This is a genomic window from Vibrio sp. 10N.247.311.51 (assembly GCF_041467855.1).
Taxonomy (GTDB): Bacteria; Pseudomonadota; Gammaproteobacteria; order Enterobacterales; family Vibrionaceae; genus Vibrio; species Vibrio coralliirubri.
In genome coordinates this window covers 1-21,128 of sequence record NZ_JBFSVK010000039.1, presented here as the reverse complement: position 1 = coordinate 21,128, position 21,128 = coordinate 1, and the positions used below count along the sequence as shown (strand labels likewise).

The window sequence follows — 21,128 nt, the reverse complement described above, 5'->3', positions numbered from 1 at the left end:
CAACCGGGAAATAATTTCACGGCATTATAAAAAATATCAATATTAATGATGTTTTATCTTTTAAGTTACTGAATTTATGATGTTAATTTTTGATTGTTTTTTCTTCTTATTATCCTAAACGCAGCCTAGTGTTTAGGTTATAATCAACTTTTATGTATAAATACCCAGTAGTGAGCATATCCAATGATAGATCCTTCGCTTTTACTCGATGGCCTAAACGATAAACAACGTGAGGCGGTCGCGGCACCTTTAGAAAACCTACTTATTCTGGCAGGTGCAGGCAGTGGTAAAACGCGAGTGTTGGTGCATCGTATCGCTTGGCTGCAAAGTGTAGAGCAAGCATCGCCGTTCTCTATTATGTCGGTTACCTTCACCAACAAAGCGGCAGCAGAAATGCGTGGTCGTATTGAAGAGTTGATGATGGGTAGTTCGTCAGGCATGTGGAACGGCACCTTCCACGGTATCTGTCACCGCATCCTTCGTGCTCACTACCTAGATGCAAAACTGCCAGAAGATTTCCAGATCATTGATTCTGATGATCAGATTCGTTTGCTACGCCGCTTAATCAAGGCGCAAAACCTTGATGAAAAGCAGTGGCCTGCTAAGCAAGCTTCTTGGTGGATCAATGGCAAGAAAGACGAGGGATTACGCCCAAGTCACATTGACGCCTACCATGATCCAATAACTCAAACGTGGTTAAAGATCTATTCTGCTTACCAAGAAGCATGTGACCGTGCTGGCTTGGTCGACTTTGCAGAAATCTTGTTGAGATCGCACGAACTATTACGCGATAAGAAACACATCCGAGAGCACTACCAAGCTCGCTTTAAGCATATCCTTGTCGACGAATTCCAAGATACCAACAACATTCAATATGCTTGGCTGCGCATGATGGCTGGCCCAGATTGTCGCGTGATGATCGTAGGCGATGATGACCAATCTATCTATGGTTGGCGTGGTGCGAAGATCGAAAATATTCAGAAGTTCTTGGATGAATTCCCAGGTGCTTCGACGGTTCGACTTGAACAAAACTACCGTTCAACTAAAACCATTCTGCAGGCGTCGAACGAGCTTATCTCGAACAACACCGAACGTATGGGTAAAGAGCTGTGGACCGATGGCAACGATGGCGAGCCAATCTCTGTGTACTCGGCTTATAACGAGCTAGATGAAGCGCGTTTCACGGTTAGCAAAATCAAAGAGTGGCAGGAGAAAGGCGGCGCGCTAGAAGATACCGCAATGCTTTATCGTAATAACGCTCAATCGCGTGTTCTTGAAGAAGCTTTGATTCAAGGTGGTCTACCTTACCGAATCTACGGCGGCATGCGATTCTTCGAGCGTCAAGAAATCAGAGACGCCTTGAGCTACATGCGCCTAATGAGCAACCGCAGTAATGATGCCGCGTTTGAACGTGTGGTTAATACGCCAACGCGTGGCTTGGGCGATAAAACGTTAGAAACGATTCGTCTTGCCGCTCGTGATCGTGGTGCAACCATGTGGGAAGCGAGTGTTGCTTTGATCGAAGAGCAAGTGCTACCCGGTCGTGCTGCGGGTGCATTAAGTCGCTTTATTGAGCTGATTAATGCGCTTGAAGATGACACGTTAGAACTTAGCCTGCATGAGCAAACTGACCACGTGATTAAATCGTCGGGTCTGTTTGCGATGTACGAGCAAGAGAAGGGTGAGAAGTCGAAGGCTCGTATTGAGAACTTGGAAGAATTGGTAACGGCAACGCGTCAGTTTGAAAAGCCAGAAGAAGCGGATGAGATGAGCATGCTTACCGCTTTCTTGACTCATGCAGCGTTAGAGGCGGGTGAAGGTCAGGCTGATGAGTTTGATGACGCGGTTCAGCTAATGACTTTGCACAGTGCCAAAGGTCTAGAGTTTCCTATGGTATTCATGGTGGGTGTCGAAGAAGGCATGTTCCCAAGCCAGATGTCAGCAGAAGAAGCAGGGCGCTTGGAAGAAGAGCGTCGCCTGTGTTACGTAGGCATGACGCGTGCGATGGAGAAGCTTTACATCACCTACGCAGAGATGCGTCGATTGTACGGGCAAGACAAGTACCACAAACCGTCACGCTTTATTCGTGAGCTGCCCGAGACCTGTCTGGATGAAGTACGTATGAAGGCGCAAGTGAGCCGTCCTGCAAGCAGCGGTCGCTTTAGCCAAACCGCCGTGAAAGAGAATTTCAACGAAACAGGCTTTAGTTTGGGATCTCGCGTTAAGCACCCTAAGTTTGGTGAAGGTACCATCATCAACTTCGAGGGAAGTGGCCCGCAAAGCCGAGTGCAAGTCGCGTTTAACGGTGAAGGCATCAAGTGGTTAGTAACGGCTTACGCGCGTTTAGAACAGCTTTAATCCGTTACTTCAGTATCTAGAAAGCCGTTTGGTCTTTAAAAACCGTTCAGCATTAAAAAGTAATTCGCATTAAAAACAGAAAGAGCAGCCAATGGCTGCTCTTTTTATTGCTCGGAACCAGTCTAAATAAGCTGAATCGAGCTTAAGGCATTTCTGCCTAGGAAGAAGACTTACAGTGCTGCAAGTGCCGCTTCGTAGTTTGGTTCTTCAGTGATCTCTGCAACCAACTCGCTGTGTGTTACCAAACCTTTTTCATCAACAACCACAACTGCACGTGTAGTTAGGCCTGATAGTGGGCCTTCAGCAATCGCTACGCCGTAGTCTGATGCGAACGCAGGAGAACGGAAAGTTGAAGCGTGTTGAACGCCTTCAATGCCTTCTAGTTCGCAGAAGCGACCAGCGGCAAACGGTAGGTCAGCAGAAATACAAACCACAACCGTGTTTTCAAGCTCAGCCGCTTTTGCGTTGAACGTACGTACGCTCGTTGCACAAGTTGCTGTGTCGATGCTTGGGAAGATGTTTAGAACCACTTTCTTGCCTTCAAGAGAAGCAAGAGTCAGTTCAGAAAGATCGCCTGCAGCAAGTGCAAAGCTTGGTGCTTGTTCGCCAGTTTGTGGGAATGTGCCTGTTAGTGGTACAGCAGCGCCTTTGAAGGTAACGTGTGACATGAATTGTCCTTAGTTTTATTATGGTTATGAAACTAGTTGAGCCTAGTTCGACTAACGTTACTCTGAAGTGGTTAAGAAGTGAATGCTTTAAATGTCAGAATTGTAATCAAAGGTCTTTGATTTATTTGCTGACAAGGGAATAAATGAAACGGTAGATAAAGAAAAACCCCGAGAGCTTGCGCTCATCGGGGTCTATAGTCTTACTCGCAGCAATCCGGCTACTAAGTGTGCTCCATGCATCAAATCCATGATAGTGTGCTGTTATCCTTCAGCGTATTCCTTTCGTCGCCTTCCTAGCGGTGTCCTTGATCTTATCCTGATCTGCCAACAATCCTCGTTAGCGCGCGTCACTTGTTCCTTGAGCGGTGTCCTTTACATCATCCTGATGTTCAGTCCTTTCCTCGTCCAGAGGTGTCCATTGTCTTTCCTTAGTAGCAACCATCCTAGTTACTATTGCGTCCATTCAATGTCCATTTCGCTATCCATGCCGATTATTCATCCTGAGTAATCGAATCTTCATCCTGAAGATAACCAAGTCCTTGGCGTTTCCTGTTCCGTGTCAGCATCCTTCCGACACCATTCATATTACCGATTCCTTATTTATCAGCAATGGTGCATAAGCGAATTTCTATATAATTATTTGAGCGATAAATGCACGTATTGTTTTATTTCAATTGCTTACAATATAGTAGTGCCTAAATTCGCAGTTAGATATCGATATTTACTCACTGCCTTGTGAGAGATCTCGCACAAGGCTGGGAGTAAAAAGGGAGTATTTTCCCTTATTGGCCGATAGCAGCGCCTTCACGACGAGGGTCTGCTGCACCTTCTAGACCATCTTTTGTGATGCGAATGGCGTGTAAACCCGAGTTAAGATCGCGAATGTTGACCTCAAATCCCATCTTTTCGAGCTCAGGTTTAAAGTTTTCCGCCGATGTTCCTTTTTCCAAATCTAGCGTACCGAAGCGGTTTAGGAAGTGTGGTTGGTTGATCGCTTGTTGGATATCCATATCCCATTGGGTGTGGGCAATAATGGCTTGTGCCACATAACCTATGATTCGACTGCCGCCCGGAGAACCGATCGCCATGTAAGGTTTATCGTCTTGCATGATGATGGTCGGTGCCATTGAAGAACGTGGGCGCTTACCCGGCTCGAGTCGGTTCGCGATAGGTTTGCCATCGTTATGAGTCTTGAATGAGAAGTCGGTTAGTTCGTTATTGAGTAGGAAGCCTCTTACCATCAAGCGTGAGCCAAATGCGTTCTCAATGGTGGTGGTCATCGATACGACATTGCCATCGCTATCGACAATATTGAAGTGGCTGGTGGACGGCAGTTCAATAGAAATATCTTGGCTTCGCAGCATGGCATGATCCCACGGTGGGGTGCCTGATGGCGCACTCTCTAATGCCTTACCTGCGGTAATTAACTGAGCACGCTCCTGCAAATAGTCAGTATTCACTAACCCTTGGGTTGGCATAGGCACATAATCTTGGTCTGCCATGTACATACCACGGTCTGCAAAGGCTAAACGAGAAGCGTCCGCTAACACTTGCCACGACTTCGCGTCGTTTGGCCCCCATGATTTGAGGTCAAACTGCTCAGTCATTGTAAGGATTTGTCCAACCGTTAACGCACCAGAGCTTGGTGGCCCCATTCCGCAAATATCGTAGCTTTCATAAGCAGAACAAACCGGCTCACGTTGCTTAATTGAATACGCGTCGAAATCTTTCTGTGCTAATACGCCCGGGTTACCTTTCGCAGTTTGTACTGTGTTAATGATGTCGGCAGAAATCTCACCTTGGTAGAAGGCTTTAGCACCATCCTTCGAGATAGCGTTTAACGTTGCCGCGTATTCTGGGTTCTTAAGTTGAGTACCCGCTGTTTTCGGGCTGCCATCGGCATTGAAGAAGTAGGCTTTAGTTGTCGCGAAGCGGCTCAGTCGCTCTTGGTCATTCTCAATCAAGGTAGCTAAACGTGGACTGATGGTGAAACCTTCCTCAGCCAACTGAGCGATAGGTTTAATCAGTGATGCCCATTCTAGCTTGCCGTATTTCTGGTGAGTGTCCCACAGCAATTGCACCGTGCCCGGCGTGGCAACAGAACGACCGCCAACCACGGCATCATAGAATTTAAGCGGTTGTCCGTTTTCGTCTTGGAATAGACGAGGTGTGGCATCAAGCGGCGCAGTTTCACGGCCATCGTAGGTCTTGAGTTGCTTGTCCTTGCCATCAAAATAGACAAGGAAAGCGCCGCCACCAATACCTGATGACTGAGGTTCCACTAAGCCAAGCATAAGCTGCACGGCAACCATGGCGTCAATTGCGTTACCACCACGGGCAAGTACATCAGCGCCAGCTTGTGTTGCTAATGGGTTGGCTGCGGTGACCATCCAATCATTGGCTTTAACGAGTTGTTTGGTTTCTAAACCACTACTTTGTTCGGGTGCGACGGAATCGGCAGCTTGATTTGCCCAACTGACGTGAGAGGCAAAAAGTAGGGTAGAAGTGGCGAGGGTTGTTAGTTTTGTTTTCCACTGCATGATCTTCTCCTTTTAATATGCAGAGCTAGATTGGCAGTGGAAAGATTAGATAGCCAGTGCGTTGTTAACGAATTGTAATCTTGATTCGAATTTAAGCGATTAAACCGGACAGCGACTGCCAAAGAATACTCACGCCAATCAGGCTGAATACCACGCCACATAAGCCATCGATGTATACCGTTGCTTCGCTAAGTTTCTTCTGTAGAGCCTTAGTCGAAAGCATCCACGCCAGTAGTGAAAACCAAAATAGAGACAGACCGAACAGGATGATAAGCGCAAAGCCTTTACCTGATAGAGACATGTCGGCAGGCACTAAGCTCGACATCAAGCTGATAAAGAACACCAAAGCCTTTGGGTTGAGAATATTGGTTGCAAACCCTTTCGAAAATGCCTGACGCTTGTTGGTCAAAATAAGATCTTTGGCATTGACGGTATCGTCGTCATCGTCGTGGTTCTGAATGATTTGCCAGGTTGCTTTAAGTGCACCGTAGCCTAAGTACAGCAAGTAGCTACCGCCAGCCAATTGGATAATGGCAAATAGGGTTGGTTGCTGGTGGACTAGGTAACTGATTCCCGTCAGGCTCAGTAACGAATGCAGCAAGATCCCGCAAGATAAACCGAGCGCAATGTACAAGCCTGTTTGTCTGCCGTGGCGTGTCGCATTTTGCACGACTAACGCAAAGTCTGGGCCGGGGCTCATCAAAGCGATGAAATGGATAGAGGCGAGGGTGATCAGTATGGTGACTTCGTTCATGTCAGTTCTCAATAACGTTGCCGCTATTTTAAATAAGTAATCGTATTGAGCGTAGCTTACCGCGATTTGAAATCGAGCAATTGTAAATTATCAACACTTAGTTGATTTGTGAGGGTGGTACGCCGAATGTGGTTTTGAATGCTTTGGAGAAGTGTGCTTGATCATAGAAGCCCACTTGGTGCGCGACCTTAGTGCCACAGATCCCAGATTTAATCAGGCGCATGCTCTGTTCCATACGTAAACGGCTCAGCCACGCATAAGGGGTGATGCCCATTCTGTTCTTAAAGTGGCGTTGGAATTGAGTTGTGGTTAAGCCGCACAGCTCAGACAGTTGCTCTAATCGCACTGGTTGATCCAAATTCGCCATCAAATAGTCTTTGAGTGTATCAATCGATTGATTGCCAAGTTTGATGTCGCTCTTCGATCCAAATTTGGCATAACGATCGACGATCGTCGAGAACCCTTCGAAAGGTAAGCAATCTTGAGCGAGCTGGCTGATGTTTTGATTTATTAATAGACCGTGCAAGTTGCGTAATTGTAAAAATGCAACTTGATCGGAGAGGATCAACTCAGAAAAGCCCAATGTGTGACCATTTTTCTTGGGATCGGCAAGATCTTGAAACCATTGGGGAGAAACTGCAAACACACTGACTTGATAACCTGAATCGAGTTTGGAGTGCCCATCATGCAGCTCATCAGGTGGCATGATAACAACTTGGCCAGCACCTACATGGTGACTTGTCCCTTTATAGGCGAATTTTTGCTGCCCTTGGGTAATTAAGCCGATGTGAAAGTCCAAATGATAGTGACGCTGAAAGGCAAACTCTTGGTATTGAGCTTGGATCAGGCTGATATCTTCTGTTGGAGTAGAGTAGTAGTGGACTTTATCCATGGTACAAAAAAGCTTGGTTAAATAGTCATCAATTCAACCAAGCTTATCTGCGTATTAAGGGATTGTCTTGTAAAAAACGATCAATATCACTGTTTCGCGCGTTTGTTCTTCTTGTTGTTACGAAGGCCATCAAAGCTGAAAATAACCAGTGCTCCCCATATGAAAGCAAAGGTGATCGCTTTATCTGAGGTAAAGGCTTCACCGTAAATCAGAACCGCCAGTAAGAACATCAAGCTTGGACCTATGTACTGGAAGAAACCGAGTGTTGATAGCTTCAAGCGAGTTGCAGCGCCAGTAAAACACAGCAATGGAACCGTGGTGATCACACCGGCAGCAACCAGTAACAGGTTGAGTTGCATCGGGTTCATCGATAAGTTTGAGGTCGGGCTATCGGCAATAAACAGTAAGTAGCTTGCGGCGAGAGGCAGCATCACCAGAGTTTCAATGAACAGACCCGTTTGCGCTTCTAAGCTGACTTTCTTACGCAGCAAGCCATAAAAACCAAAGCTAAAGGCTAGGGCAATGGCGACGATTGGTACTGAGCCGAAGGCAATCAATTGGATTAATACGCCAATCGCAGCCAGAGCCACAGCAAACCATTGCAGCTTACGTAAACGTTCGCCGAGGAAGAGCATTCCGAGCAATACGTTAATCAGCGGGTTGATGTAATACCCCAAACTGGCATCGAGCATGTGATTGGAGTTCACCGCCCAGATAAAGATCAGCCAGTTAGCACCCACCAAAATAGACGTCGCTACCAAGTAGAGCATTTTTGGTTTTGAGGTCAGGGTATCGCGGACTTTACGCCAGCTGCGGCCAATGTGTAGTAAGAAAGCGAGTAGGAAAAAAGACCATACTACACGGTGGCTGAGTATCTCTAACGGGGAAACGTCACTTAAAGATTTGAAATATATAGGGGCGATACCCCACATTGTGTAGGCGCCGACGGCAAGCAAAACTCCTTGGCGCGTACGTTGTTGTTCTTCCTGTGTCATGCATCTTTCTCTAGCACTGAGTGCTTATTAATAAGATTTATAAGAGAGTTGGTCAGTATAGGAGCGATAACCCTTTTCACCTAACAATTTGCGGTTTAATTCGCCAGCGTTCCCCTCTACAATGTGCGACTTGCTTGCCGAAGATGCTTGCTGATTTCATACCTCGATTAGGAACCACAATGACCGCCACTCTGATTGCTGAGCAAATACCAACTCCCGCGAATGATGCGCAAACCATCTTACAAGATGTGTTTGGCTATCAAAGCTTTCGCGATGGTCAGCAAGAGGTCATTGATTTGGCCGTTGAAGGCAAAGACAGCTTGGTGATTATGCCAACCGGTGGTGGCAAATCTCTGTGTTACCAAATCCCGGCGTTGGTTCGTGAAGGGCTGACTCTGGTTATCTCGCCGCTGATCTCGTTGATGAAAGACCAAGTCGACCAATTGAAGGCCAATGGCGTTGCCGCTGAGTGTATTAACTCTTCAATGCCACGTGACCAATTGCTGAATGTGTTCAATCGCATGAACTCAGGTCAGCTGAAAATGGTGTATGTGTCACCAGAGCGTGTGTTGATGCGTGACTTTATCGAACGCCTTCAAGGTTTACCGCTTTCAATGATTGCAGTCGATGAAGCGCACTGTATCTCTCAATGGGGTCACGACTTCCGCCCTGAATACGCATCATTAGGTCAGCTTAAACAGTATTTCCCGCATGTACCTTACATGGCGCTCACAGCAACCGCCGATGATGCGACGCGTAAAGATATTATCTCGCGCTTGCAGCTCCTAGATCCGCATACTTACTTAGGCAGCTTTGATCGCCCTAATATTCGCTACAACTTGGTTGAGAAGCACAAGCCCGTGTCACAGGTGGTTCGCTACCTAGAAACGCAAAAGGGCAATTGCGGCATCATCTACTGTGGTAGCCGTAAGAAAGTGGAGATGGTGACCGAGAAGCTGTGCAATAACGGTATTCGCGCCGCGGGTTATCACGCTGGTATGGACACCGATGAGCGTGCTTACGTTCAAGAAGCCTTCCAACGCGATGATATTCAGATCGTGGTCGCGACTGTGGCCTTCGGCATGGGCATCAACAAACCCAACGTACGTTTTGTGGTGCACTTTGATATCCCACGCAATATCGAGTCTTACTATCAAGAGACTGGCCGTGCAGGTCGTGATGGTTTACCTGCTGAAGCGATGATGCTGTTTGACCCGGCCGATATGGGTTGGCTGCGTCGTATGCTGGATGAGAAAGAAGAAGGCCCGCAAAAACAGGTTGAGATGCACAAGTTGAACGCGATGAGTGCTTTTGCCGAAGCGCAAACGTGTCGTCGTCAGGTTCTGCTTAACTACTTTGGTGAGTATCGTGAGAAGCAATGTGGCAACTGCGATATCTGCCTCGATCCACCCAAGCATTTTGATGCGACCCAAGAAGCACAGAAGGCGTTGTCTTGTGTGTACCGTGTGAATCAGTCATTTGGTATGGGCTATGTGGTCGAAGTAATGCGTGGCATGCAGAATATCCGTGTCCGCGATAATGGCCACGATAAGCTGTCTACGTACGGTATTGGCCGCGACCACAGCCATGATTACTGGATCAGTATCTTCCGTCAGCTAATCCACAAAGGCTTGCTGTTCCAAAACATCACTCGTAACTCGACATTACAGTTAACAGAAGAAGCCCGCCCGTTGTTGCGCGGTGAGATGTCTTTGGAGTTGGCTGTACCTCGTTTAGATACCGCGGTGCGTAATGCTAAGTCCGATAAACTAAGCAGTAAGAACTACGATAAGAAGTTGTTTGCGAAACTGCGTAAGCTGCGTAAGTCGATTGCAGATGAAGATGGCTTACCACCATACGTGGTATTCAGTGACGCGACCTTGATTGATATGGCTGAAATACTGCCTACCTCATACGGTGAGATGCTGGCAGTCAACGGTGTTGGTCAACGCAAACTGGATAAGTACGCAGACCCATTCCTAGACCTGATTCAAGAACACATCACCACACACGGCTAGTTTGCAAGAAACGTCTAACTAATAGAAAAAGAATAAGGTTAATAGGGACATGACAACACAAACAGAATTTGGCTTAAGAGAATATTTAGCTGAGGAAGGGCGTTTATTGATTACGTCTCCAAGTTTTGATTTTGATTCTTACGAAGTGCTAGGTGAAAAGCTGGTGGCGTTGCTGTCAGCGTCAGTTGTTGAAAAACAATGGGATGCCGATATGCATTCTTGGCTGATTGATTTTGAAGATTGCCGAATGTTCTTAAAGTCTGAACATTACAGTGAATCAATTTGGTTTGAGTCGTTAAACGCTGAAGAAAGCCGAGAAGAGTTTGATTATCTCGCGACGCTTTTCAAGCGCGGTTTCTAACTTTTGGCATCTCTTCTAAAACACAGCTTCTAGCGCTATTCACCAATAAAAGTGAGAATAAACGTTTGCGTTTGTTCTCACCGTTGCAGCCAATATTGATTAATGTATAATCGCCCGCCGCTCAGCAGAGCAATTTTTAGATACATTTTTAATTCACATTATTGGTAAGAGCTTTCTTGGATTTTTCTAAGAAATGACTCGATTTGGGTTCCCTCACCCCCAAACCAAACTAAAAAGGTACAGCATGAGTAACTTTACCCCTGCGCAACAGCGCAAAGCCCTAGCACTATTAGTTTTGTTCCATTTGGTGATTATTGCGTCAAGCAACTATCTGGTTCAGCTACCTTTTACCGTCTTCGGTATGCACACCACTTGGGGTGCTTTCACTTTCCCGTTTATCTTCCTAGCGACCGATCTGACCGTACGTATTTTTGGCGCGCAGCTTGCCCGTAAAATCATTTTCTTAGTGATGTTACCAGCGCTGGCCGTTTCTTATTTCTTGTCAGTGGTGTTCTTTGAAGGTTCATTCCAAGGCTTTAGCCAACTAGGTGAGTTCAACTTGTTTGTTGCACGTATCGCCGCGGCGAGCTTCATGGCTTATTTATTGGGTCAGATTTTGGATGTGCATGTTTTCAACCGCTTACGTCAGCTTAAACAGTGGTGGGTTGCTCCAACATGCTCAACGTTATTCGGTAATGCCATTGATACCATCGCGTTCTTTGCGATTGCTTTCTACCAAAGCCCAGATCCATTCATGGCCGAGCATTGGACTGAGATTGCCTTAGTCGATTACGGATTTAAACTTATCATCAGCTTAGGCTTGTTCGTACCTATGTACGGCGTGCTTCTTAACTACATTGTTAGAAAGCTAACCGCAGTGAACCCTGACTTTAAAGCGACAGGCGTGAACGCATAGCTTTTTACTATCGATAGTTCGATAAGACCTTAATCATTCAGTGCCCTTTGATTTTCGTTGAAGGGCGCTTATTCCCCTCTCTTTTTCTTTTCTTCTCTAGCGATTTTTTCTCCCTCTGTATCTTCAAACTCACTACCCAGATAACTTATTTTTTATTATAAGCAATTGATAAGTTGTTGGTTTATGTTTTATTTATATCGTTATTATTGAATGGTAATCCTTTGGTGATGTGGTGAACGTGTACGTTTGTAGAATGGCGGCTCTTTGTCATTATGAGGCTCGCCATGTTCATCCTTATCACCTTCAAACTCTACTGTGTATACAGCGACTATCGCCGTAAAAAGTGGAAGAAAGCATTTCCTATTCAATCGGAATAATTCGATGGTTCGAAGTGAGCACTCTCGTAATGGAGCGAATGAGATAAAGTGTGCAAAGGAAGCGTGCAGGGAAGTGAGTAATAAAAAGGCCTTCAATTGTGAAGGCCTTTTGTGTATCTAAACAGTTATAAGAATTACGACTCTGCGATCGTCAGAGGCCAACCAATGTCTGTTTGACGGTTGGATTCGATCTCTAGTTCAGCGGCGGTCAGTGGATTACTCGCAAGCCATTGCTTATCGATGGTGAGCGTTAAGTTGTCACCATTGGCTGTCAGTGTCACTTGTGGCTCAAGGTCTGGGTTACGACGGTGAGTCAACAAAATAGCCAAACGCAGAATACGTAAGATACGCTTGCTGCTGGTGCCTGAGATAGCGTGTTGCTCTGGTAATGAGGTTAACTGTTCACGGTAGCGACGAGTTAACTCACCCAAGTAGTGCTTTTGCGCTCGAGTAAAGCCAGGTAGGTCTAAGTTCTGCAGCAGGTAAGCGCTGTGCTCACCGCCTTTTTTGAAATCGATGGTTAAACCAATCTCGTGAAGCTTAGCTGCCGTTTGCAATAGCACACCAGCTTGAGGTTCTGAAACCCACGTTTCGGCGCCTGCTTGGTCTAGCAGCGTTTGTGCGACTACAGCAACTTGTTCACCGTAGCTTACGTCCATCTGGTAGCGTGATTGAACACTCTTAATGGTACGTGCACGAATATCTTCTTGGCGCAGCTCATCAACCATCTCGTAGGCTAGGCCTTCACGGAGTGCGCCGCCTGCGAGTGTCATTGAATCTATTTCAAGCAACTCAAAAATCGCAATAAGAATGGAAAGGCCACTCGGGAACACTAATGCGCGTTCAAGGGTCAGTCCTTCGATTTCTAGCTCTTCCAAGCGCTCAGTAATCATGGCTTGTTTCTGTAGGCGCTTAAGTTTGGCATGAGTAATCACTTCATCCATGCCTTGCGCCAACATGATCTCTTGCAGTGCTTGAACGGTACCACTGGCGCCCACACACACATCCCATCCGATATCAGTGTAGCTATCTAGGATAGGAGCCAACGTCGACTTCGCCGCTTCAATGGCGTTGTTAAAGTTGGTTGCGGTTAATTGGCGATCTTTAAAGTGGCGTTCAAGCCAAGTAACACAGCCCATTTTCAGGCTGGTTAGTGCTTTCGCTGAGAAGCCTTCCCCAATGATCATCTCGGTGCTTGCGCCACCAATATCTACAACCAGTCGGCGGCCGCTGCCACCAGAAGTATGTGCTACGCCTTTATAGATAGTCGCAGCTTCTTCTTCACCGGAGATAACATTGATGTCGTAACCAAGGATCTGGTTCGCTTTCTCTAGAAATATATCCACATTGATAGCCGTACGTAGGGTCGCTGTACCGACAATGCGGATATTTTCTTTCGGAATATCTTGCAGTCGCTCTGCAAAGAGACTCAAACAGTCCCAACCGCGCTGCATGGCTTCTGTACTAAGCGCATTATTTTCATCTAAGCCTGCAGCTAAACGCACTTTGCGCTTAATTTTAGCCATGGTTTGTACGCTGCCATCGATATGACGCACAACGAGCATATGAAAACTGTTCGACCCGAGGTCGATTGCAGCGTAAAGCGGGGGTGACACTGTTTGACTCATAAGCGACTAAGCTTCCTTGTTATGACGCGGTTGGCGTGGGCGACGGTTTTGGTTTGGTTTACGGTTACCGTTGCGTGGGCCATTGTTGTTTGAGCGACGTTGTTGCGGGTTACGTGTACGTAAGCGCAATGGTGCTGGTAGATCTTCTAGCAGTGCAGAAGCATCGTAGTCAGACACAGGGATAGCGTGCTCAATGTATTCTTCGATTGGTGGCAAGTTGATTGCGTAATCTTCACAAGCAAAGCTGATCGAGTGACCACTTGCACCAGCACGACCTGTACGGCCGATACGGTGAACGTAATCTTCACAGTCATCAGGTAGGTCGAAGTTGAATACGTGTGTTACTTGAGGAATGTGTAGACCACGTGCTGCAACATCGGTTGCGACAAGCAGGTCAACATCACCTTTAGTGAATTGCTCAAGAATCTTTTCACGTTTCTTCTGAGGAACATCGCCAGTTAGCAGGCCAACACGGTGACCATCTGCAGCTAGGTGACCCCAAACAGACTCACATTTGTGCTTAGTGTTAGCGAAGATGATAGCGCGCTCTGGCCACTCTTCTTCAACTAGAGTCTGCAGAAGTGCCATTTTGTGTTCGTTTGATGGGTAGAACAGCTCTTCCTGAATGCGGTGACCTGTTTTACGCTCTGGCTCAACAACAACATGCTCTGGGTTGTGCATGTGTTCGAACGCTAGCTCTTGTACGCGGTAAGACAATGTCGCAGAGAACAGCATGTTCAGGCGATCTTTTGGCTCAGGCATACGGCGGAATAAGAAGCGGATGTCTTTGATGAAACCAAGATCGAACATGCGATCAGCTTCGTCAAGAACAACAGCTTGAATGTGGTTAAGGTTAAATACCTTCTGCTTGTAGAAATCGATGATGCGGCCAGTTGTACCAATTAAGATATCTGCGCCTTCTTCGATTTTACCTAGTTGCTTGTCGTAGCTTTCGCCACCGTAAGCAAGTGCTGCCTTGATACCTGTGCTTTCAACCAGAGAGTCAGCATCGTTGTAGATCTGAATCGCGAGTTCACGCGTTGGTGCCATAATAATTGCACGTGGCTGGTTAGGTTTACGCCCTTCATGCTCAGGTGTTTTTAGCAGGTGGTTAAAAGTAGCAGTAAGAAACGCAAGCGTTTTACCAGTACCCGTTTGGGCCTGGCCTGCAATGTCTTGGCCGGTGAGCAGTACCGGGAGCGCCAAGGCTTGGATAGGGGTACAATAATCGAACCCTTTTTTCTCCAATCCTTCAATGACTTGCGGAAGTAAATCCAAGTCGGCGAACTTTTGCTCTGTGATATGCGTCTTTTTCATTGCTATAGAATATCAGCTTAAGCTTGCAATACGAAAGTAAATACATTCCAATAGGGCATCTATTTACTGGTTATCATCCAACCAGTTCTAAAAAATACATTGGAGTGGAAGATGAGTGATAAGATTTTGCAGCTAACTGATGACGGTTTTGATAACGATGTAATCAATGCTGCAGGCCCTGTTCTTGTTGATTTTTGGGCAGAATGGTGTGGTCCATGCAAAATGATTGCGCCGATTCTTGATGAAATCGCAGACGAGTACGAAGGCAAGCTCACAATCGGTAAATTAAATATCGACCAAAATGCTGGTACTCCACCAAAGTTTGGTATTCGCGGTATTCCAACGCTACTTCTTTTCAAAGATGGCGGCGTAGCAGCGACTAAAGTTGGTGCATTATCTAAAACTCAACTTAAAGAGTTCTTAGACGCTAACCTATAATCAGGTCAGCATTTGAAAAGAAACCGTGCAGTTAACAAATGCGCGGTTTTGTTTTTTCTAAGCTATGGACTAGTCTTAGTTTTAGTGCTAATTTATCGCACGTTAATTGAACGAATTTCTCTTCTTGGTCGATCCTGTGACCAAATCCTTCTTAACTTAAGAAAACAGATCCTATTTTGACTAAACAAACTTCCACCACTATGAATCTTACTGAACTGAAGAACAGACCTGTGTCTGAGCTTGTTAAACTTAGCGAAAGCTTAGGTCTTGAAAATCAAGCTCGCCTAAGAAAACAAGACATTATCTTCTCCATCCTTAAAGCGCATGCAAAAAGTGGTGAAGACATCTTTGGTGATGGTGTTCTAGAAATTCTTCAAGACGGTTTTGGTTTCCTACGTAGCGCCGACAGTTCATACCTGGCTGGCCCAGATGATATCTACGTATCACCAAGCCAAATTCGTCGTTTTAACCTACGTACAGGTGACTCTATTGGCGGTAAAATCCGTCCACCTAAAGACGGTGAGCGTTACTTTGCACTGCTTAAAGTAAACACGGTTAACTACGACAAGCCAGACAACGCTCGTAACAAGATTCTTTTCGAAAACCTTACTCCTCTTCACGCTAACGAACGTATGGTGATGGAAGCGGGTAATGGTGCGACTGAAGATATTACGGCTCGTATTCTTGACCTTGCATCTCCAATTGGTAAAGGTCAGCGTGGTCTGATTGTTGCTCCGCCTAAAGCGGGTAAGACAATGCTTCTGCAAAACATTGCTCAAAGCATTGCACGTAACCATCCTGAGTGTGAACTAATGGTTCTACTTATCGATGAGCGTCCAGAAGAAGTAACAGAAATGCAGCGTCTAGTTAAAGGCGAAGTAGTTGCTTCAACATTCGATGAGCCAGCATCTCGTCACGTACAAGTTGCAGAAATGGTTATCGAGAAAGCGAAACGCCTTGTTGAACACAAGAAAGACGTAGTTATCCTACTGGATTCTATTACTCGTCTAGCTCGTGCTTACAACACTGTGATTCCTTCATCAGGTAAAGTTCTTACTGGTGGTGTTGATGCGAATGCTCTACATCGTCCAAAGCGTTTCTTCGGTGCGGCACGTAACGTAGAAGAAGGCGGTAGCTTAACGATCATCGCAACAGCACTGGTTGATACTGGTTCTAAGATGGATGAAGTTATCTACGAAGAATTCAAAGGTACAGGTAACATGGAACTGCACCTTAACCGTAAGATTGCTGAAAAACGCGTATTCCCAGCGATTGATTTCAACCGCTCTGGTACTCGTCGTGAAGAGCTTCTTACCAAGAACGATGAACTACAGAAGATGTGGATCCTGCGTAAGATTGTTCACCCAATGGGCGAAATCGACGCAATGGAATTCCTTATCGACAAGCTAGCAATGACGAAAACGAACGATGAGTTCTTTGACGCAATGCGTCGTCAGTAATATTGATTAGCTGATCGTTATTTAATAAGCGCTGCCCTCGGGTGGCGCTTTTTATTTGCATTTTGTAGCGACAGCTTGCAGAATGAGCAAAAGTGTTACAAGGAAGTTAAAATGCAACATGGACTGTTGTCATCATTACTCCTGTCTACTTCACTGTTATTTTCACCGGTTGGTATGAGCTATGCCACCGAGATGTCTCCACTTACAGTAGAGTCTTGGCTTGAGAATGATCAAGTAAAACTGAAAACTGCTGAACTACTCGAGCTTGTCGTACGTGACGAAGTCAATTCGCTACGCTTTGCGCTTGAGCGCCTGACATTTCCCCAGCAAGAGGTGGCTCGTTACCAACTCTTGAAGAAGCTTGAACAGCAAAAAATCGTACTCACCCCCAAGATGTCTATCTTCATTGAGCAGCAACTTGCTATCACGCCCACTTATCAAGTCTTAGAGCGTGGAGATGGCTATGAGTTTACGGTACCAGCCTTTAATTACCCTTCAATTGCTAATCGCCTTATTAAACAATGGCGTCAAGATCAGAAGACATTGGTGTTTGTGCTAGATGCAGAGAAACAGGAACTCGACCTAAAAGAGTGGTTATCTGGATCTGAACATCAAGTTCAAACGCGAGAAGCGTTGCTCATTAGAGAGCTAGACAGTTTGTCTCCTGAAGCGGTTGATTACCTAACTAAGCAACTCACCGCATCTTCTATTGTTAGCTGGTTACCTTCTACTGAGGTGGTGGTTCGATTAGCGCAAGTGAGCGAAGACCCAGAGGTCTATAAGATTCTATGGCGAATGAAGGCCGATTATCATAGCCAAGCTGAGCTAGTCCGCCTTGCTGAAACCAAACAAATGTTCGCGCTTGAACAAGTAATGGCGGCGACTAAAAACCCGCGTTTGAAAGATGAAGCGATTACTTTGCTTACCAAAGTTAACCCGTTATCAGAAGAGGTGAAGCTGTTCCTTGTCTCTAGGATGGCGATTGCTGATGAAGCACCATTAGTCGCGCGTGAACTCGCCAAACAAGGTCATACGCGATGGTTGCAAGATCTCGTCAATGATAACCCTCAGGTGAAGAGCTCTTTGATCGAGCAAGCATTACCGTAAAGTGGATTTTTCCTCTCAATAACCACACTAAAAAGGGGGATCTCAGCGTCACCCTTTTTGATATACTGAGCGCAGAATAATCAGCATGTAGAAGTCCTATGAGTTTTAAAGATTTACGTGATTTTATCGACCATCTTGAAAGTATTGGTCAGTTGAAACGCATTTCTCACCAAGTCGATCCAGACTACGAAATGACCGAGATCAGCGACCGTACTCTACGTGCTGGTGGCCCGGCTCTTTTGTTTGAAAATCCAGTAGGCTATGACATGCCTGTTTTGACCAACCTATTTGGTACACCTAACCGTGTTGCTATTGGTATGGGACGTCAGGAAGTCAAAGAACTGCGTGAAGTGGGCAAGTTGCTTGCTTACCTTAAAGAACCCGAGCCACCAAAAGGCTTTAAAGACGCTCTCGATAAACTGCCTGTATTTAAGCAAGTCTTAAACATGCCGGCTAAACGCCTTCGCAAAGCAGCATGTCAACAAGTGGTATGGCAAGGCGATGACGTCGACCTAGATAAAATACCGGTGATGAGCTGTTGGGCTGACGATGTCGCGCCATTGCTAACATGGGGTTTAACGGTTACTCGTGGTCCAAACAAGAAACGCCAAAACTTAGGCATCTATCGTCAACAGAAGATCGGCAAGAATAAAATCATCATGCGTTGGTTAGCCCACCGTGGTGGGGCACTGGATCTGCGTGATTGGATGGAAACCAACCCAGGGAAACCATTCCCAGTATCGGTAGCGTTTGGTGCTGATCCTGCCACTATTCTTGGTGCGGTTACGCCAGTGCCGGATACTTTATCTGAGTACGCGTTTGCAGGCTTACTACGTGGTAGTAAAACTGAGGTCGTTAAATCAATCAGCAACGACTTAGAAGTTCCTGCAAGTGCAGAAATCGTGATGGAAGGTTACATCGACCCGAATGAATTCGCAGATGAAGGGCCTTACGGAGATCATACTGGTTACTACAACGAGAAAGAAAAGCACCATGTGTTTACTATTACTCATGTAACCATGCGCGAGAACCCTATCTATCACAGCACCTATACTGGCCGTCCACCTGATGAGCCTGCGGTATTGGGTGTTGCGCTAAATGAAGTGTTTGTGCCTATTCTTCAAAAGCAGTTCCCAGAGATTGAAGATTTCTATCTGCCGCCTGAAGGTTGTTCATACCGAATGGCAGTAGTGACCATGAAGAAGCAATACCCAGGTCACGCTAAGCGAGTAATGATGGGTGTATGGTCTTTCTTACGCCAATTCATGTACACCAAATTTGTATTGGTGTGTGATGAAGATGTGAATGCACGTGATTGGTCTCAAGTAACCGCAGCGATGTGCGAACATATGGATCCGTCACGCGATAGCCTGATGATAGAGAACACGCCGATCGATTCATTGGATTTTGCCTCACCCGTGGTTGGGTTGGGTTCTAAGATGGGTCTAGATATCACTAAGAAGTGGGACGCAGAGTTAGCGTTATCGCCAGATGTCCAAACAGCACCTGTAAATAGTGAACATATAGAAGGTAGCTTGGCTGAGTTAACCAAGGTTCATCCTGAAATTATTGATATTCACCTGCAAAACGACAATGCCAGCATGGTTGTGGTGTCTATTGATAAGCAAGCTGCCGGTAATGGTAAGAAAATCATGGAAGCGGTTTGGTCTCAATTTGATGAGAACAAGTTTGTTATCGTGTGTGACGGTGATGTCAACGTTAGTGATTGGAATGACGTCATTTGGGCTGTAACGACAAGAATGGATCCAGCGAGAGATACGCGATTCCTACAGAATGAAACTGGACACTCAAAAATGGGTCTCGATGCGACCAATAAGTGGGAAGGTGAATGCCTACGTGAGTGGGGTGTACCAATCACAAAAGATCCTGATGTCGTGAAAAAGATTGATAGCATCTGGGAACAGCTAGGAATTTCATGAGCTACCAAGTAGTCTTATACCCAGAAAACATCAGTTTCACAGTAGAAAAAGGGCAAACGGTCTTGGATGCTGCGCTCAACAGCGATATCTATTTCCCAAGCCGTTGCCAAGTTGGCGCATGCGCAATGTGTATGTGCAAAAAATTAGAAGGGCAAGTGAGTTACCACCTTGAACCCATGCTCACAGAGAAAGAGCAGCAACAAGGCTGGATTTTTGCTTGCCAAGCATTTGCAGAAAGTAATTTAGTTCTAACCTTTGCCGATTAAGGGTTAGTAAGAGGAAGAACATGACTATTAAATGTAAAGTGAAGTCTATCGAGCCTTTGGCTTGTAATACTTACCAAATCCTACTTCACCCAGAAACACCGGTCGCTTTTAAAGCGGGCCAGTACCTGATGGTTGAGATGGGCGAGAAAGATAAGCGCCCATTCTCTATCGCAAGTAGCCCTTGTCGCCACGAAGGTGAGCTTGAACTGCACATTGGTGCTGCCGAGCACAACGCTTACGCACTAGAAGTGGTTGAAGCGATGAAGAAGGCACAAGCTGAAGATGGCGATATTGCGATTGATGCTCCACACGGAGATGCTTGGATCAAAGAAGAAAGCGATCGCCCTCTATTACTTATTGCTGGTGGTACTGGCTTCAGCTACGTGCGCTCTATTCTAGATCACTGCATCGCGCAAAATAGCTCGAAAGAGATCTACCTATACTGGGGCGCAAAAGATGAGTGCCAGTTATATGCGAAAGAAGAGTTGGTTGGCATTGCAGAAAAGCATAGCAATGTGCACTTTGTACCGGTAGTAGAAGAAGCACCGGAAGTTTGGCACGGCCAAACAGGTAATGTGCTTGAGGCTATTACGCAAAGTTTCGAATCATTAGCTGATTTCGATATCTATATTGCAGGTCGTTTTGAAATGGCGGGCGCTGCAAGAGACCTATTTACTCAGAATAAAGAAGCAAAGCGTGATCATATGTACGCTGATGCTTACGCATTTATCTAACAATACCCTTAGGTTTTGACCAAAAAGAGAGCAGAAATGCTCTCTTTTTTACGTTTAGGTGAACTATTAGGCAGTTAACCCCTATTTATTCATTTTTTATGAAAAAGTAGTTGCTAAGCTGAGAGGGTTCCCTATAATGCGACACCACTGAGACGGCAGACGCCACAAGGCTTCAGCAAGAATCAGTAAGACGGAAAGCGACAAAAAATTAATTTTCAAAAAGTGTTTGACACTGAATGTTAATTCGCTAGAATGGCCGTCCACTTCGAGAGGCTCCTTACTTAAAAGGAATGCTCAACAAGTTAAGCTCTTTAACAATTTAAACCTATCAATCTGTGTGGGCACTCGTTGATGAATAT

The 21,128-nt window shown here is 45.9% G+C and carries 17 protein-coding genes; 10 read left to right on the top strand and 7 right to left on the bottom strand.

The features are described from left to right. Positions 1-183 precede the first annotated feature (183 nt). The gene (gene uvrD / locus AB6E85_RS23845; protein ID WP_017061325.1) at positions 184-2,358 is read left to right on the top strand and encodes a DNA helicase II; all 2,175 of its coding nucleotides are present in this window, start codon (positions 184-186) and stop codon (positions 2,356-2,358) included. Positions 2,359-2,528: 170 nt separating this feature from the next. Here the strand turns inward: uvrD and tpx are convergent, their stop codons facing one another. The 5 genes from tpx to rarD form a co-directional block, all read right to left on the bottom strand. Continuing rightward, the gene (tpx, locus tag AB6E85_RS23840) at positions 2,529-3,026 is read right to left on the bottom strand and encodes a thiol peroxidase (protein ID WP_372144475.1); all 498 of its coding nucleotides are present in this window, start codon (positions 3,024-3,026) and stop codon (positions 2,529-2,531) included. A gap of 782 nt (positions 3,027-3,808) precedes the next feature. Beyond that, positions 3,809-5,566, bottom strand: a complete 1,758-nt coding sequence (ggt, locus tag AB6E85_RS23835; RefSeq protein ID WP_372144473.1) for a gamma-glutamyltransferase — start codon at positions 5,564-5,566, stop codon at positions 3,809-3,811. Between the two features lie 91 nt (positions 5,567-5,657). After that, complete coding sequence (locus AB6E85_RS23830) at positions 5,658-6,320, bottom strand: LysE family translocator (RefSeq protein WP_017072452.1); 663 nt, start codon at positions 6,318-6,320, stop codon at positions 5,658-5,660. A gap of 97 nt (positions 6,321-6,417) precedes the next feature. Further along, positions 6,418-7,212, bottom strand: a complete 795-nt coding sequence (locus AB6E85_RS23825; protein WP_048613243.1) for an AraC family transcriptional regulator — start codon at positions 7,210-7,212, stop codon at positions 6,418-6,420. 86 nt (positions 7,213-7,298) lie between these two features. Continuing rightward, positions 7,299-8,207: an EamA family transporter RarD gene (gene rarD / locus AB6E85_RS23820; protein WP_372144471.1), complete on the bottom strand. Its 909-nt coding sequence runs from the start codon at positions 8,205-8,207 to the stop codon at positions 7,299-7,301. A gap of 179 nt (positions 8,208-8,386) precedes the next feature. Between rarD and recQ the strand changes: the two genes are divergently transcribed. From recQ to AB6E85_RS23805, 3 genes are all read left to right on the top strand, one after another. Next, complete coding sequence (gene recQ / locus AB6E85_RS23815) at positions 8,387-10,225, top strand: ATP-dependent DNA helicase RecQ (protein WP_017065746.1); 1,839 nt, start codon at positions 8,387-8,389, stop codon at positions 10,223-10,225. Between the two features lie 49 nt (positions 10,226-10,274). After that, positions 10,275-10,586 (top strand): DUF3630 family protein, encoded by a 312-nt coding sequence (locus AB6E85_RS23810; RefSeq protein ID WP_017061332.1) that lies wholly within the window; start codon positions 10,275-10,277, stop codon positions 10,584-10,586. Positions 10,587-10,830: 244 nt separating this feature from the next. Continuing rightward, on the top strand, positions 10,831-11,502 hold the full coding sequence (locus AB6E85_RS23805; RefSeq protein WP_017061333.1) for a 7-cyano-7-deazaguanine/7-aminomethyl-7-deazaguanine transporter: 672 nt from the start codon (positions 10,831-10,833) through the stop codon (positions 11,500-11,502). A 511-nt stretch (positions 11,503-12,013) separates the two neighbouring features. Here the strand turns inward: AB6E85_RS23805 and gppA are convergent. Together gppA and rhlB are read right to left on the bottom strand one after the other, a co-directional pair. Then, a complete protein-coding gene (gene gppA / locus AB6E85_RS23800; protein WP_050622236.1) occupies positions 12,014-13,507 on the bottom strand; it encodes a guanosine-5'-triphosphate,3'-diphosphate diphosphatase in 1,494 nt (497 codons plus the stop codon). Between the two features lie 6 nt (positions 13,508-13,513). After that, complete coding sequence (rhlB, locus tag AB6E85_RS23795; protein ID WP_048610414.1) at positions 13,514-14,824, bottom strand: ATP-dependent RNA helicase RhlB; 1,311 nt, start codon at positions 14,822-14,824, stop codon at positions 13,514-13,516. A gap of 111 nt (positions 14,825-14,935) precedes the next feature. On the opposite strand from rhlB, the gene trxA reads away from it, so the two are divergent. From trxA to fre, 6 genes are all read left to right on the top strand, one after another. Then, a complete protein-coding gene (gene trxA / locus AB6E85_RS23790) occupies positions 14,936-15,262 on the top strand; it encodes a thioredoxin TrxA (RefSeq protein ID WP_010440700.1) in 327 nt (108 codons plus the stop codon). Between the two features lie 200 nt (positions 15,263-15,462). Beyond that, positions 15,463-16,722 (top strand): transcription termination factor Rho, encoded by a 1,260-nt coding sequence (gene rho, locus AB6E85_RS23785; RefSeq protein ID WP_017062978.1) that lies wholly within the window; start codon positions 15,463-15,465, stop codon positions 16,720-16,722. Between the two features lie 111 nt (positions 16,723-16,833). Further along, entirely contained in the window at positions 16,834-17,829 is a 996-nt protein-coding gene (locus tag AB6E85_RS23780; RefSeq protein ID WP_372144468.1) for a hypothetical protein, read from the top strand. Between the two features lie 98 nt (positions 17,830-17,927). Beyond that, positions 17,928-19,769 (top strand): 4-hydroxy-3-polyprenylbenzoate decarboxylase, encoded by a 1,842-nt coding sequence (gene ubiD, locus AB6E85_RS23775; RefSeq protein WP_372144466.1) that lies wholly within the window; start codon positions 17,928-17,930, stop codon positions 19,767-19,769. Next, the gene (locus AB6E85_RS23770; RefSeq protein ID WP_268672935.1) at positions 19,766-20,035 is read left to right on the top strand and encodes a 2Fe-2S iron-sulfur cluster-binding protein; all 270 of its coding nucleotides are present in this window, start codon (positions 19,766-19,768) and stop codon (positions 20,033-20,035) included. The genes ubiD and AB6E85_RS23770 overlap by 4 nt, the downstream gene beginning before the upstream one ends. Positions 20,036-20,055: 20 nt before the next feature. Next, a complete protein-coding gene (fre, locus tag AB6E85_RS23765; RefSeq protein WP_017055264.1) occupies positions 20,056-20,769 on the top strand; it encodes an NAD(P)H-flavin reductase in 714 nt (237 codons plus the stop codon). The last annotated feature ends 359 nt before the right edge of the window (positions 20,770-21,128 follow it).